Source organism: Thioalkalivibrio sp. AKL10, from assembly GCF_000381845.1.
Classification (GTDB): Bacteria; Pseudomonadota; Gammaproteobacteria; order Ectothiorhodospirales; family Ectothiorhodospiraceae; genus Thioalkalivibrio; species Thioalkalivibrio versutus.
The window spans coordinates 854,134-867,076 of the sequence record NZ_KB907142.1 but is presented as its reverse complement, the minus strand read 5'-3'; the positions used below and the strand labels follow the sequence as shown (position 1 = coordinate 867,076).

The 12,943-nt window shown below is 66.4% G+C and carries 14 protein-coding genes; 5 read left to right on the top strand and 9 right to left on the bottom strand.

The window, feature by feature from the left end:
• Position 1 precedes the first annotated feature (1 nt).
• Together G333_RS0104165 and coaD are read right to left on the bottom strand one after the other, a co-directional pair.
• Positions 2-253 carry a YfhL family 4Fe-4S dicluster ferredoxin gene (locus G333_RS0104165; protein ID WP_018145021.1) on the bottom strand — a complete coding sequence of 84 codons (252 nt, stop codon included), beginning with the start codon at positions 251-253 and terminating at the stop codon, positions 2-4.
• Positions 254-286: 33 nt separating this feature from the next.
• Positions 287-775: a pantetheine-phosphate adenylyltransferase gene (coaD, locus tag G333_RS0104160; protein ID WP_018939163.1), complete on the bottom strand. Its 489-nt coding sequence runs from the start codon at positions 773-775 to the stop codon at positions 287-289.
• Positions 776-878: 103 nt separating this feature from the next.
• Between coaD and G333_RS0104155 the strand changes: the two genes are divergently transcribed.
• Complete coding sequence (locus G333_RS0104155; RefSeq protein ID WP_018937461.1) at positions 879-1,106, top strand: hypothetical protein; 228 nt, start codon at positions 879-881, stop codon at positions 1,104-1,106.
• A gap of 96 nt (positions 1,107-1,202) precedes the next feature.
• Here G333_RS0104155 and G333_RS0104150 read toward each other — a convergent pair whose 3' ends face one another.
• The 3 genes from G333_RS0104150 to G333_RS0104140 all read right to left on the bottom strand — a co-directional run bounded on the left by G333_RS0104150 (position 1,203) and on the right by G333_RS0104140 (position 3,181).
• Positions 1,203-2,213 (bottom strand): PA2778 family cysteine peptidase, encoded by a 1,011-nt coding sequence (locus G333_RS0104150; RefSeq protein ID WP_019627744.1) that lies wholly within the window; start codon positions 2,211-2,213, stop codon positions 1,203-1,205.
• A gap of 12 nt (positions 2,214-2,225) precedes the next feature.
• Positions 2,226-2,639: a PA2779 family protein gene (locus G333_RS0104145; RefSeq protein ID WP_018145017.1), complete on the bottom strand. Its 414-nt coding sequence runs from the start codon at positions 2,637-2,639 to the stop codon at positions 2,226-2,228.
• A 104-nt stretch (positions 2,640-2,743) separates the two neighbouring features.
• Positions 2,744-3,181 carry a hypothetical protein gene (locus G333_RS0104140; protein WP_018145016.1) on the bottom strand — a complete coding sequence of 146 codons (438 nt, stop codon included), beginning with the start codon at positions 3,179-3,181 and terminating at the stop codon, positions 2,744-2,746.
• Positions 3,182-3,333: 152 nt separating this feature from the next.
• On the opposite strand from G333_RS0104140, the gene G333_RS0104135 reads away from it, so the two are divergent.
• Together G333_RS0104135 and merB are read left to right on the top strand one after the other, a co-directional pair.
• Positions 3,334-3,558: a GDCCVxC domain-containing (seleno)protein gene (locus tag G333_RS0104135; RefSeq protein WP_018168852.1), complete on the top strand. Its 225-nt coding sequence runs from the start codon at positions 3,334-3,336 to the stop codon at positions 3,556-3,558.
• Positions 3,555-4,190 carry an organomercurial lyase gene (gene merB, locus G333_RS0104130; protein ID WP_019627743.1) on the top strand — a complete coding sequence of 212 codons (636 nt, stop codon included), beginning with the start codon at positions 3,555-3,557 and terminating at the stop codon, positions 4,188-4,190. Before G333_RS0104135 ends, merB begins: the two co-directional genes overlap by 4 nt.
• Here the strand turns inward: merB and G333_RS0104125 are convergent.
• Positions 4,187-5,452: a 6-phosphofructokinase gene (locus G333_RS0104125; protein WP_018145013.1), complete on the bottom strand. Its 1,266-nt coding sequence runs from the start codon at positions 5,450-5,452 to the stop codon at positions 4,187-4,189. The two genes, merB and G333_RS0104125, sit on opposite strands and share 4 nt — an antisense overlap.
• Positions 5,453-5,669: 217 nt before the next feature.
• On the opposite strand from G333_RS0104125, the gene G333_RS0104120 reads away from it, so the two are divergent.
• Both G333_RS0104120 and chrA read left to right on the top strand, forming a co-directional pair.
• Positions 5,670-6,683, top strand: a complete 1,014-nt coding sequence (locus tag G333_RS0104120) for a class 1 fructose-bisphosphatase (protein ID WP_018168849.1) — start codon at positions 5,670-5,672, stop codon at positions 6,681-6,683.
• Between the two features lie 135 nt (positions 6,684-6,818).
• Positions 6,819-8,162 carry a chromate efflux transporter gene (gene chrA / locus G333_RS0104115; protein WP_018950910.1) on the top strand — a complete coding sequence of 448 codons (1,344 nt, stop codon included), beginning with the start codon at positions 6,819-6,821 and terminating at the stop codon, positions 8,160-8,162.
• 36 nt (positions 8,163-8,198) lie between these two features.
• On the opposite strand, the gene G333_RS0104110 is transcribed toward chrA, so the two are convergent.
• The 3 genes from G333_RS0104110 to G333_RS0104100 form a co-directional block, all read right to left on the bottom strand.
• Positions 8,199-9,200, bottom strand: a complete 1,002-nt coding sequence (locus G333_RS0104110) for a 2-hydroxyacid dehydrogenase (RefSeq protein ID WP_018937466.1) — start codon at positions 9,198-9,200, stop codon at positions 8,199-8,201.
• 238 nt (positions 9,201-9,438) lie between these two features.
• Entirely contained in the window at positions 9,439-11,466 is a 2,028-nt protein-coding gene (locus tag G333_RS0104105; protein ID WP_019627742.1) for a CocE/NonD family hydrolase, read from the bottom strand.
• Positions 11,463-12,776, bottom strand: a complete 1,314-nt coding sequence (locus G333_RS0104100; RefSeq protein ID WP_019627741.1) for an acetyl-CoA carboxylase biotin carboxylase subunit family protein — start codon at positions 12,774-12,776, stop codon at positions 11,463-11,465. The genes G333_RS0104105 and G333_RS0104100 overlap by 4 nt, the downstream gene beginning before the upstream one ends.
• Positions 12,777-12,943 lie beyond the last annotated feature (167 nt).

The window sequence follows — 12,943 nt, the reverse complement described above, 5'->3', positions numbered from 1 at the left end:
CCTACTTCGCGGCCATCAGGGCGTCGTACTTGGCCGTCAGCTGCTCGCGGGTCTCCTTGTGATCGGGATCCAGCGGGATGCAGTCCACCGGGCAGACCTGCTGGCACTGCGGCTCGTCGAAATGGCCGACACATTCGGTGCACAGCGTGGGGTCGATCTCGTAGATCTCGTCCCCCGGGTAGATGGCCTCATTCGGGCACTCGGGCTCGCAGACATCGCAGTTGATGCATTCGTCGGTGATCATCAGGGCCATGGGCCGTTCCTCGTATCCAGTGGCGGGGCCCGGCTAGCGTGCTGCGCCGTTTTGTTCGGCCAGCATGCGCGCCACACCGGGGCTAACGAATTTTGAGACGTCGCCGCCCAGTCGGGCGATTTCCCGCACCAGACTGGAGGAGACGAAGCTGTACTCCTCCGCTGGCGTCAGAAACAGCGTTTCGACCTCCGGCGCAAGCTGTCGGTTCATCGCTGCGAGCTGGAATTCATGTTCAAAGTCGGACACCGCGCGCAATCCGCGCAGGATCACGTTGGCCTGCTGCGCATGGACAAAGTGCGCGAGCAGGACATCGAAGCCCTGCACCTCCACGCCCGGGATGTCACCCACCGCCTGCTCGGCCAGGGCCACGCGGGTCCCCAGCGGGAAGGCCGGACCCTTGTTGGGACTGGCGGCCACCGCGACCACCACGCGATCGAACAACCGTGCCGCACGGCGCACGATGTCCGTGTGACCGTGGGTGATCGGGTCGAAGGTGCCGGGATAGATGGCGGTAACGGACATGGGCGAAAGGCCGGCCGGGAAAGCCCCCATTAGACCGCAAGCACCGCGAACAGACAAAATGCCTTTCGCGCACACCGCGCCCGCCCCAACCAAGGACTGCCCGATGAGTGATGACTACCGCCCCCCGCTCGCCGACTACTGGGACCAGCTCGAGTCCCGCTACGGCGGCGGCTTCAACTTCCAGCAGATCTCGCGCGACGAACTGGCGCAGTTGGTGGAGCACCTGCGTCAAGCGGTAAAGAATGACCCGCAGGTCACGGACGTGGAGAAGCAGAACCTGGGCCTGGTGCTCAAGCACGCCGAACAGGCCCTGGAAAAACGCTCGGCCTGACGCAACAGGGACTGTCCCTGCGAGCGTTGCGCGGTCATCCACACCCTGCCGATCGCCGCGGGCTTCGCGACTCGCGATGACGGAAGCCGTGCGGTCTTACCGCGCGCGTGCCTCGGTCGCCACGGCACAGGGCGGCAGGACTCGACACTCGGCGCCGCCGTCCGGAGCCTCCGCCGCAGCGCCCAGGGTGCGCGCATACGCTCCCGGTCCCGCCAGATCGGCCGCACAGCTCGCGGCCTCGCGTGCCTGCTCGCCGCATTCGCGGGCGATCAACACGTGCGCGAGGTTGTTCCAGCCCTCGTGGCGGGCCGGGTCGCGCTCGACCAGCGCCCGCAGGGCATTCTCCGCCGCCGGCAGATCGCCCTGGGCAAAGGCCACGTTGGCGCGGCCCACATAGGGGATCGGTTCATCGGGCCAGCGATCCATGGCGGTTTCGTAGCCCATGGCCGCCGCCGCAAAACGCCCGGTCTGTTCCAGTTCGTTGACCGCACGCAGCCAGCGCAGCGGCTGGGCGGTGGCCGGCAGGGTATCGGGGGGCATCACAAGGAAGGCCCAGCGCTCACCCCGCGCCCAGGTGCGCTCGAAGCGGGCAAAGGAATTCACATGACGCTGGATCGGGCCGCTGCGCAGGAAGATCTCCCGATCGTCCAGGTCGTATCCGATAACCACCGCAAAGTGCCATTCCGGGATCAGGGCCACCCCGAGGTTCTGGAACACCACCACCGGGTTGCCCGCCGCCACCTCGCGCAGGATCGCCTCCAGTTGGGGCTCGATACGGTAGGCCACCTGGTCGCGCGCGCGCACCGCCGCGCGCATCTCGGTCTGCAGGCTGCCCGCGCGGGCGGGGATGTAAACCTCTTCGATCAGATCATCCAGCGCGGCGTCGATACCCCGGGCATTCAACGCCGTGGCCAGCGCGGCGGGGCCGCACTGGTATTGCTCCTGGGGAAAGAACGGCGTGTCAGCCAGTTCGACGCGCGCCGGCAGGTCCGTCGGGCGCTCGCTCGCCAGACCCGCGCTCTGCGGCGCGGTGGCACAACCGGTCAGCCAGAGAAGCGCGGCGAGCGCGAGAAACCCCGTGACTCGCCGCGTCGAGATGGACCCCATGCAGGGCGTGGCTTAGCGGGACGGTCCGACAAACGAGAAGATGTCGGTCACACCCACCGCATCCAGGATCACGAACACCACGAACACGATGGCGACCACACCCAGGACGCTGGCCGCGCCAGCCGGGTCGGTCTCCATGTGCGCCTCCAGCTGCGCCAGTTCGTCATCGGTCAGGCGGGCCACACGCTGCTCGGCACGTTCGGGATCAACCCCCATCTCGATCAGCTGCGCGCGAACCTCGGCGTCATTGAGCTGTTCCAGCAACTGGGCGCGGGTGTCGTCCGCGCTGGCCTGCTGGATCATGCTGCCGGTATCCAGCATGCCGACATCGGCGAATGCCGGGGTGGCGGGCAGCAGGGTCAGGGCCAGCGCGACCAGCAGTGCCGCGGGTGCGGACAGAACTCGACGGAACGAATGAACGCTCATGGGCAGACTCCTTGAAATCGGTGAACGGTTGTTAGAAGTGTAGCCCGCCAGAACCGCGAATTGACCGGCCGCAAACGAAAATCGCGGCCGGTTTCACACGTCTGTCAGCTTTCGTCGGGGGCGTCGACCACCTTGATCTCGTACTCCAGGACCTCGACACCACGCGCCCAGGCCCCGCCGCACACGGAGTTGTCGCGCGTGCGCTCCTGGGTCTCGCCCGGACCCAGGGTGCGCCACAGGCGGGTCGTCGTGCGCACGTCGTCTTCCAGCTCTCCGGGGCAGTTGTAGGCGGTCTTGGTGACCCGGACTTCCAGCCAGTCATCCGTGTTGTTGGTCGCGCGCCACTGTCCGCGCACATTGGCGCAGCCGTATTCGTGCATGCGGTATTCGAAGGCGACCTCGTCCGGCGAACCGTCCGCCGGGGCGAAGTAGGCGCCCTGGGCCGCGACCTGGCCGGGCGCGACAAACGCGGCGGCCAGCACACTGGCAGCGGTCAGGGCGAGAGTGCGATTGAGAATGCGCGAGTACATGATTTCCTCCATCCGGGATCCGGTTGTGGGCCCGTCTTGCGCGGGCTTGGCAGAGAATAGACGCTGGCCAGACGGCGTTTGTGCCGATTCCGGTTGTCTGGCGGGGTTTTTCCCGCCAGCCCCGGTCGTTGGCTCCCATCCTCGCAAACCGAGCTGAAACGCATATGAACGAGATCGTGCCCGATTCGACCCTGACCTGCCCGGAATGCGGGCACCAGAAGACGGAAACGATGCCCACCGACGCCTGCCAGTGGTTCTACGAATGCACCGGCTGCGGGGCCCTGCTCCGGCCACTTCCAGGGGACTGCTGCGTGTTCTGCTCCTACGGCACCGTGCCCTGTCCGCCCATTCAGCAGGAGGGCCCGGGCGGCTGCTGCGCCTCGTCATGAGGCCGGCGCTCGTGACCGCCGCCCTGGGACGCCTGCGCGGCGACTTCCCGTTGGAACAGCGCCTGCGGGATGCCCCCGAAGCCGTGCGCGCCGCCTATCTCGAAGTCCTGGAACACTGGCGCCAGCGCGGACGGCCACCAGAGGCCCGGGAGCTGGATATCCGCGCGCTGGAGCGACTGGCCGCGCTGGATGCCGTGGCCCATCAGGCCCAGGGTCTGGGCTGCTACCCGTACAGCGCCGCACCGGGGCGGATCACGGTCAGCGTCGCCGGGCGCGGTCCAGTCGCCGCGATGTGCGCCATCGACGCGCTGGCCATCCCGATGCTAAGCGGTGCACATAGCCGGATCGAGGCGGCCTGCAGCCACTGCGGAGCGGCGCTCAGCCTGGAATCCGGGCCCACCGCGGTTGCGGATACGGCCTCCGTGTGGGTGCATTACCGGCCGCGCCGCACGGACAACACCCCGTGCTGCACCAGCCTTTGTGAGGGCATCACCTTCGTCTGTGCGCGTTGTGCACCGGCCGAACACGCGGACTATCTGCGCGTCGACGAGGCGGACAGGGTCGCCCGGCAGTTCTTCGCCTTCCAGCGGGCCTGGCTGGACGCCGACGCCCACTCGCCCGGAAATGACTAGTCGGTCTTGACCTCGAACGGAGGGCAACGCTTGGGCAGCAATTCGCCCCGGATGCGCGGGTAGCAGGGCAGGCCCTGGTCGAACGGCGGGGCGTCCTCGCCCTGGATCAGCGGGCGCAGGTAATCGCGCGCGGCCTGGGTGATGCCGTAGCCGTCCGGGGTGATGTACTCGCGCGGCATGCCCTGCTCGACGTCGGCCACGGTCTCCAGCGGGGTAAAACCGATGCTCCAGCGGTAGGGATCGTTGGAATCGCGGCGGATGATCGGCATGAAGGCATCCTCGCCGGCCACCACGCCCTCCACCGCCGCACGGCCACAGGCATAGGCCTGCTCCACGTCCACCTTCGACGCGATATGCCGCGCGGAGCGCTGGATATAGTCGACCACCGCCCAGTGCAGCTTGTGTCCGGTCTGTTCGCGGATCAGCTCGGCCAGGCGCGGGGCGGCGCCGCCCAGCTGGGTGTAGGCATACACATCATGGCTTTGTGCCACCGAGAACAGGGTGCCATCCGGATTCTTCAGACCCTCGGAGACCACCACCACACAGTAGCCGTGACGCTCGATCGTCCGGTTCAGGTGCTCGAGAAAGTCGTCCTGGTCAAACAGGGTCTCGGCGAACAGGATCAGCATCGGCGGCTGGCCATCGAACTCCTGCGCCAGTGCGGCGGCGGCCGCCAGCCAGCCCGCATGCCGACCCATTACCTCGAGCACGAACACCTTGGTGGAACTGGTGTGCATGGACTCGACATCCAGACTGGCCTCGCGCACGACCGTGGCGATGAACTTGGCGGCGGAGCCGAACCCGGGGCTGGAGTCGGTCACGGCGAGATCGTTGTCGATCGTCTTGGGCACGCCGATCGCCTTGATCGGGAAGCCCATGCGATCCCCCATCCTGGCGATCTTCAGCGCGGTATCCATGGAACCGCCGCCGCCGTTATAGAAGAAGGTGCCGATGTCATGGGCGCGGAAGACCTCGACCAGGCGTTCGTACTGCTCCGGATCCTTGTCAGGATCGCCCAGGTCGAAACGGCAGGAGCCGAACGCCCCGCCGGGGGTATGACGCAGGGCCGCGAGGGTCAGCGGGTCCTCCTGATCCAGGTCGATGATCTCCTCGCGCAGGACACCGAGGATGCCGTCGCGCGCCGCATAGATCTTGCCGAAATGGGCCGGATGGGCGCGCACCGCCTCGATCACCCCCCAGGCGCTGGCGTTGATGACGGCGGTAACCCCGCCGGACTGGGCGTACAGCGCGTTTTGCGGCATGCGAATCTCCCTTGTGGATACAGCCCCGGATGCCATGCACGACAAGTGCCAGCCCGCTCAAGCCATGAACTACCCGACGGATCGGCCCATCCGGGTGCTTTTGCTACACTATGCCGGTTAAGACACTCGGCGCACCGGGGCCGTTCGCCCCGTCATGGTGCTCACGCACCTCGATTGCGCGGTGTCACCCGATTCACAACAGCATCAGGATTGCATCATGCATATCGGCACGACTTTGACCAACTACATTATCGAGACCCAGCGCGGTATCCAGGGCGCGACCGGCGAATTCACCGGCCTGCTGAACGATATCTCGGTGGCCTGCAAGAAGATCTCCGACCTCGTCGACAAGGGTGACCTGGTCGGCGTTCTCGGCTCCGCCGGCTCCGAGAACGTGCAGGGCGAGACGCAGAAGAAGCTCGACATCATCACCAACGAGGTGTTCATCGAGGCCCTGGGCCACAACGGCCACGCCGCCGGCCTCGCCTCCGAGGAGATGGACGAGATCTGCGAGATGCCGGCCGGCGCCCCGCGTGGTCATTACCTGGTCCTGTTCGACCCGCTGGACGGCTCCTCCAATATCGACGTGAACGTCTCCGTCGGCACGATCTTCTCCATCCTGAAGGCGCCGGAAGGCGTCTCCGATCCGAAGACCGAGGATTTCCTGCAGCCGGGCACCAAGCAGATCGCCGCCGGCTACTGCCTGTACGGTCCGTCCACCATGATGGTGCTGACCACCGGCAAGGGCGTGCAGATGTTCACCCTGGACAAGGACTTCGGCGAGTTCCTGCTGACCAAGGACAGCGTGCAGATCCCGGAAGACACCGAGGAATTCGCGATCAACATGTCCAACAGCCGCTTCTGGGAGGCCCCGGTCAAGCGCTACATCGACGAATGCCTGGCCGGCAAGGAAGGCGCCCGCGACAAGGACTTCAACATGCGCTGGGTGGCCTCCATGGTCGCCGAGGTGCACCGCATCCTGTCGCGCGGCGGCGTGTTCATGTACCCGATGGACTCCAAGATGCAGGCCAAGGGCACCGCCGGCAAGCTGCGCCTGATGTACGAGGCCAACCCGATGAGCTTCATCATCGAGCAGGCCGGCGGCGCCTCCACCACCGGTCGCGAGCGCATCATGGATATCAGCCCCACGGGCATTCACCAGCGCGTGCCGGTAGTCCTGGGCGCGAAGAACGAAGTGGAGCGGATCACCCGCTACCACAACGAGGGCTAAGAACCCCTCGCGCCTCGGGCACCCCGATGCGCTCCCCAAGGCCCGGCCCCGCAAGGCGCCGGGCCTTTTTGTTGCAATCAAGGACAACGCGGATGGGCTCGGACAAGCGCTGCCCAATCCGAACGGACGTGACGGATGACAGAGCCCTCGGATAAACGACCAGACGCCCCGACCCGGGGCGAAGCCTTTCGTTACTGGCTCAAGCTCGGCTTCATCTCGTTCGGGGGTGCCGCCGGGCAAATCGGGATGATGCACGAGGAGCTGGTGGAACGGCGTCGCTGGGTCTCCGAGAACCGCTTCCTGCATGCGCTGAACTACGCGATGGTCCTGCCCGGCCCGGAGGCGCAACAGCTGGCGACCTATCTCGGCTGGCTCGTGCACGGCACCTTCGGCGGCCTGATGGCGGGGCTGCTGTTCATCCTGCCCTCGCTGGTCCTGATCACCGGGCTGTCCTGGGTGTACCTGGCCTTTGGCGACGTGCCCACGGTGGAGGCCGTGTTCTACGGCATTAAGCCGGCGGTGATCGCAATCATCGTCTATGCCGGCTGGCGCATCGGCGGACGCGTGTTGAACAACGGCCTGCTATGGCTGATGGCCGTTGCGGCGTTCCTGGCGATCTTTGTGCTCAACATCCCGTTCCCGTACATCATCATCGCCGCGGGGCTGCTCGGCTGGCTGGGCAGCCGGGTCTGGCCGGAACGCTTCCGCAGCGGCGAATCGCACAGCGCCGGCAGCCACAAGGCCACAGGGCCGGCCGTGGTGGACGACGACACCCCACCCGCGCCCTGGATGCAGTTTCGCTGGTCGCGGGTGTTCCGCTTCCTCTTGGTCGGCCTGGGCCTGTGGGCCGCGGTGTTCGGTTTGCTGCTCACGGTATTTGGCTGGGACGCCACGCTGACCCGCATGGGCCAGTTCTTCACCCAGACCGCGTTGGTGACCTTCGGCGGGGCCTACGCGGTGCTGCCATATGTCTATCAAGGCGGGGTGGAGACCTACGGCTGGCTGAGCCCGACCCAGATGATCGACGGGCTCGCGCTGGGCGAGGCCACGCCGGGGCCGCTGATCATGGTGGTCACCTTCGTCGGCTTCATCGGCGGCTGGACCCAGGCGTTTCTCGGCCCGGATCAGGTACTGCTGGCCGCCTTGCTCGGGGCGCTGGTCGCGACCTTCTTCACCTTCCTGCCGTCGTTCCTGTTCATCCTGGTGGGCGCGCCCCTGGTCGAGCGCACCCGGGGCGATCTGCACTTCACCGGACCGCTGACCGGCATTACCGCCGCCGTGGTCGGGGTGATCGTGAACCTGGCCGTGTTCTTTACCTGGCACGTCCTGTGGCCTGCCGGCTTCGAGGGCACCTTCGAGTGGTTCTCGGCCCTGCTCGGCATCGCCGCCTTTATTGCCCTGGCCCGTTTCCGGGTGGGCATCATCCCGCTGATCCTCGTCTGCGCCGTGCTCGGCGCCGGGTATCGGCTCCTGCTGTAGGCACCCTGGCCTGCCGGGCCAGGCGAAAGGCACCGATCAAACCACTCGGCCCTCCAGGGTAGCCGCAGCCTCGGTATTCGCCGCCAGCACCTGCAGGTTGGTCACCGTGTGGTCCGCGATGTTGGTCAGCGCCTCGCGAGTCAGGAAAGCCTGGTGGCCGGTGACCAGCACGTCGTCGCGCTGCATCAGCCGCGCCAGGCGGCGATCGGGCAGCCCGGCGAGCGACCAGTCGCGGAAGAACAGCGAGGCCTCGTTCTCGTACACATCCATCGCCAGCCCGCCGAGCTGACCGGACTCCAGCGCGGCCTCGGCCGCATCCGTATCAACCAGCGCCCCGCGGGCGGTGTTGATCAGGAAGGCCCCGCGCGGGAGCCGCGCCAGACTGTCACTATTGATCAGGTGGCGGTTTTCGCGAGTCAGCGGACAGCTGAGGCTGAGCACCTCGGACTGCGCCAGTAGCGCGTCCAGCTCGAGGTACTGGACGCCCGCGGCCTGCAGCTCGGCGTTCGGATACGGGTCGTGCGCCGCCACCCGGCAGCCGAAGCCCAGCATGATGCGCGCAAAGGCCTGGCCGATGCGGCCGGTGCCGACGATGCCCACCGAGCGGCCAACGAGATCGAATCCGGTCAGGTGATCGAGGCGAAAATCACCTCGCCGCGTGCGGTCCCAGGCGAGGTGAACGCGCCGGTTCAGCGTCATCAGCAGGGCGACGGCGTGCTCCGCAATCGCGTTCGGGGAATAGGCCGGCACCCGGGCCACGCGCACGCCACGCTCGCGGGCGCGGTCGATATCCAGGTTGTCGTAGCCGGAACAGCGCAGCGCCACCACATGCACCCCGTGATCGGCGAGCCCGTCGATCACGCGCCGGTGCAAGTCATCGTTGGTAAAGACGCAGACCGCATCCGACCCTGTGGCAAGGTGCACCGTCTCTGCGGTCAGGCGTTCGGCATGCAGGAGAGGCTTCATGTCCGCCGCTTGAAAAGCAGGGAGCAGAAACTCGCGATCGTGTTGCTGAACACTGAATACGGTGACCCGCATAACGTTCTCTCTAATCCATAGGTTGAATAAGGGCTCGCGTAGTACCTGCGCACGCTAGGTCCCCAAGGGGTTTCCCAACGATGCCTCGTTCCGGTGTTTGCGCATGAGGGAGGAACCGGCCCTGGGCAGCGACGATGCGCGCGCCCCATGGAACCGCCCCCGAGACCGGACGATGGCACCAGCATAACGCAGGATCGGGCGCTGTCACGGGCAGACTCCAACCACCCTGGTGGCTTTGTCAGACGAGGTCGCGGGGGATCTTCACGTCCCAGTTGCGGGCATAGACGCGACGTTCGCCCTCGTACGCATCCAGCTGGGCGTGGATCTCGAACTCGGTGGGGGTCGAGGTAAGCACCGTTCGGGTCACCGTACGCACTTCCCATTCACCGCGCCGGAAGCCGCGCTCCCACAGTGTTTCCCCGCGCGACGAGTTGAAGTCGTCACCCCGGTAGCTGTACCACTCCAGCGCCTTGCGCTGCATCTCCAGGTTTAGCTCTTCCAGCCGGACGGTCCCCGCGTCGTTGATCACCTCCAGGGTCGACTCGTCCTCGGCCAGGTCACGAATGACCCGCCAGTTATGCTGCTGCGGCGTGAGCTGACGGGTCTCCGTCGAGGGGGGTGCACCCTCGGGGGGCGGGAAGGCGATTCGGGCATCCAGGTCTTCGCGCGGCGAGCGCCGGGGCAGAAGCAGACGGCTCGCGCCTGCCGTGATCCGTAGCCGCACCGGCCGCGGCGCCGGCCATGCCAGCGGGAAATACGAGGTCGACAGCGACAGGCGGATGCGATGTCCTGCCGGGAAGCGCTGCGCTACGTCGTTGAACTTGACCCGGACGCGATAGGTTTTACCGGGCTCCAGTGGTTTCGGGGTCTCGGCGCCTTCGCGGTGGGTCAGGTTGAGCAACCCATAGGTGACGCGGGTCGCCTTGTCGTCAGCGGCAACATCGGACAACCGCGCCGCAACCATCGCGACGGGCTGATCGACGCTCAACTCCAGCTCCAGCATCGCAGCGCCGAGGATCTCCAGGGGCTTCTCCAGCGGGGCGCTGGTGAATACCAGGGCGCCCCCATCCTCTTCGCGCTGGTCGTGCGGCAGATCGGGCGTCGCAGAATACGAACACCACTTGCCGGCGAACAGGCCCACGCTCAGCGGCGATTGCAGGCTCATCTCGCGTTCCGGTATGCCCCCCGATTCGTTCTCCAGTCGCCCCGGCCAGGCTAGGGCCAGCGGCTCGAGTTCCACGTTTGCCGAGGGCCAGTGTGATTCGCCCACCCAGCGCCCCGGGCGTTCCTCGTAGCGGGTGGTCGGCGGGACGCTGTCCTGCATCCAGACCCGCAACATCGGTTCTTCCATGATCCCGTTTGGTTCGTCCTTCAGCCAGTGGTCCCACCAGCGCAGACATTCCTGCAGGAAGCCGATGGCCGGTCCCGGGACCCCCTGGTGGGGGTATTTGTGGCTCCAGGGGCCGACCAGGCCCAGGCGAGGCCCCTGCAGGTTGTCCAGCAGGCGAAACACCGCGTTGGAATAGCCGTCGGCCCAGCCGCTCACCGCCATGACCGGGGTCTTTACCGCGGACCAGTCCTCGCAGATCGAGCCATGCTTCCAGTAGTCGTCGCGGCGCTGGTGGCGCAGCCACTTCTCCAGCCACAGCCCGCTGCCCTCCAGGCGCTGGAACCACATCTCGCGCCAGCGTTCGCCCACGATCTCCGGATCCGGCGGCAGGGAGTTGTAGGCAAACATGGTCGAGGCCCAGGACAGGTTGTCCCCCAGCAGGCAGCCGCCCATATGATGGACGTCGTCGGCGTAGCGGTCATCGGTGGAACACACACTGACCACGGCCTTCAGCTCCGGCGGTTGCAATGCCGCGATCTGCAGGCCGTTGAAGCCACCCCAGGAGATGCCGATCATCCCGACATTGCCGTTGCACCAGGTTTGTTCGCCCATCCAGCGCAGGATCTCCACGCCGTCGTCCAGTTCCTGCTGCAGATACTCGTCCTCCAGCACCCCCTCGGAGTCTCCGGATCCGCGCAGGTCCACCCGCAGACACGCGTAGCCGTGACCGGCAAAGTAGTGGTGGATCGCGTCGTCGCGTAGTCGCGTGGAATCGCGCCGGCGGTACGGGATGTATTCCAGGATCGCGGGGACGGGCTGCTGTTCGGCGCCTTCGGGGCGCCACAACCGGGCGGCCAGGTGCGTCCCGTCGGCAAGCGGGATCGGGATGTATTCCTCGACCGTCACGGCGTAGGGAAAGTCGCGGACGATTTTCATGGCTGTGCCTCGTCGACGGGTTCGAACTCCATGGGCAGCCGCTCCATCACACGCGTATAGGTTCGCTCCAGCTCGGTGTTGTCCGCGGCCCCGACAAACAGGGTTGCGACCTCGTAGGAGTAGCTGTCCTGATAACACAGCTGCGACAGCAGCATGCCCTCCGCGACCTCGATCTGTACGACCACTCCCGGGAACTCGGCCTCGACGGCCGTGATCTCCCCCGGCGTGGGCATCCGCACGACCCGTGCGTCCTGGTATCGGCGAACCATGAACTTGGCCGCACACGCGAATTCCCCCTGGCGATGCGGCATGGCGGGCTCGCGGCCCAGTCCGAGGTCGATCATCACCTGGTGGTGGTAGCAGCCATCGACCATGCGGAACAGCGGGGCGTGGGACTTGGAGATCCGGGTATTGATCTCCAGCAGCCAGATCCGGTCCGTGGCCTCATCCCAGTAGAACTCCACGTTGAACGGGGCGCAGTCATAGCCCACCTGCCGGATCACGCGGTCCGCTATCTCCTCCATCCGTGCCTGTACCGTCTGTGGAAGGATGGACGGGTACTGGTAGCGGGAGAATGAGGAGCCGGCCGCACCCTCGCGCAGGGAATCGACAGCACCGTAAATCCGGACTGCGCCCTGCCAGGCATACCCCTCCAGGGTGCACTGGCGCCCCTCCGATATCAGCGCCTCGGCAATGCAGTGATTGCCGTCGACGCCGGCCACCTCCGGAGGCAGCGTTGCGTGCCCCAGGACATGGTTGAAGGGCTCGCCGAAGCGGTCGATCTCCCTGCGGATCTGCTCCATGGCGCGCCGAAAGTCGTGCGCATCGTTGATGCGAAAGCCGAGGTAGGAGAGCACCGATTTCACCGGCTTGATCCAGAACGGAAAGTCCAGGGTGACCTCGCGCAATGGATCGTCGGCAAACGGGTTGACCGCGCAGAAGGCCGGGATGTGCTCGGGTGCAACGCGGGCCTGTTCCAGCCGGCTCCAGTACTTGTGCTCGCACTTCAGCACACTTTCCAGGGTCGGCCCCGGCAGATCCCTGGCCTGGCGCAGGAGGGGCAGGATCGTACTGACCGGGAAGTCCCAGAATCCGACCACGGCGTCCACCGTGCCGGCAAACTGCGCCAGGCGTTCGCGGCCCTCGATCAGGATCCGACGCACCGGAAACCGGGCGCAGGGCTTGACCTCCTCGCGGGTGAACAATGCATGGAAGACATAGTTCTCCGGCCCGGGCAGGGCCCGGAGCTGTGCCAGATGGAAGTCGTCCAGACCGACCACGAAGATATTGCGCCTCGCCGGCGCATTCATAACTGCCATCGTTTTCCCCGAACAACGGGCCGCCAGGGCCACATACCACCCTCCATGGAGTGTGGCAGGTATCCGGGTTATTACCAGCCCGGGATGTCGCTGGATCGCGCCCCGCACTTGCCGCACTATGGACGGGTGTTGGGTCTTGCCGTACCGAACGGCTCGCC

Coding starts and splice junctions, on each gene's coding strand:
- G333_RS0104140 (WP_018145016.1), bottom strand. CDS start 3,181: ATGGAGGAAATCATGTACTCGCGCATTCTCAATCGCACTCTCGCCCTG.
- G333_RS0104150 (WP_019627744.1), bottom strand. CDS start 2,213: ATGGGGTCCATCTCGACGCGGCGAGTCACGGGGTTTCTCGCGCTCGCC.
- G333_RS0104120 (WP_018168849.1), top strand. CDS start 5,670: ATGCATATCGGCACGACTTTGACCAACTACATTATCGAGACCCAGCGC.
- merB (WP_019627743.1), top strand. CDS start 3,555: ATGAGGCCGGCGCTCGTGACCGCCGCCCTGGGACGCCTGCGCGGCGAC.
- G333_RS0104135 (WP_018168852.1), top strand. CDS start 3,334: ATGAACGAGATCGTGCCCGATTCGACCCTGACCTGCCCGGAATGCGGG.
- G333_RS0104155 (WP_018937461.1), top strand. CDS start 879: ATGAGTGATGACTACCGCCCCCCGCTCGCCGACTACTGGGACCAGCTC.
- G333_RS0104105 (WP_019627742.1), bottom strand. CDS start 11,466: ATGAAAATCGTCCGCGACTTTCCCTACGCCGTGACGGTCGAGGAATAC.
- chrA (WP_018950910.1), top strand. CDS start 6,819: ATGACAGAGCCCTCGGATAAACGACCAGACGCCCCGACCCGGGGCGAA.
- G333_RS0104145 (WP_018145017.1), bottom strand. CDS start 2,639: ATGAGCGTTCATTCGTTCCGTCGAGTTCTGTCCGCACCCGCGGCACTG.
- G333_RS0104125 (WP_018145013.1), bottom strand. CDS start 5,452: ATGCCGCAAAACGCGCTGTACGCCCAGTCCGGCGGGGTTACCGCCGTC.
- G333_RS0104165 (WP_018145021.1), bottom strand. CDS start 253: ATGGCCCTGATGATCACCGACGAATGCATCAACTGCGATGTCTGCGAG.
- coaD (WP_018939163.1), bottom strand. CDS start 775: ATGTCCGTTACCGCCATCTATCCCGGCACCTTCGACCCGATCACCCAC.
- G333_RS0104110 (WP_018937466.1), bottom strand. CDS start 9,200: ATGCGGGTCACCGTATTCAGTGTTCAGCAACACGATCGCGAGTTTCTG.
- G333_RS0104100 (WP_019627741.1), bottom strand. CDS start 12,776: ATGAATGCGCCGGCGAGGCGCAATATCTTCGTGGTCGGTCTGGACGAC.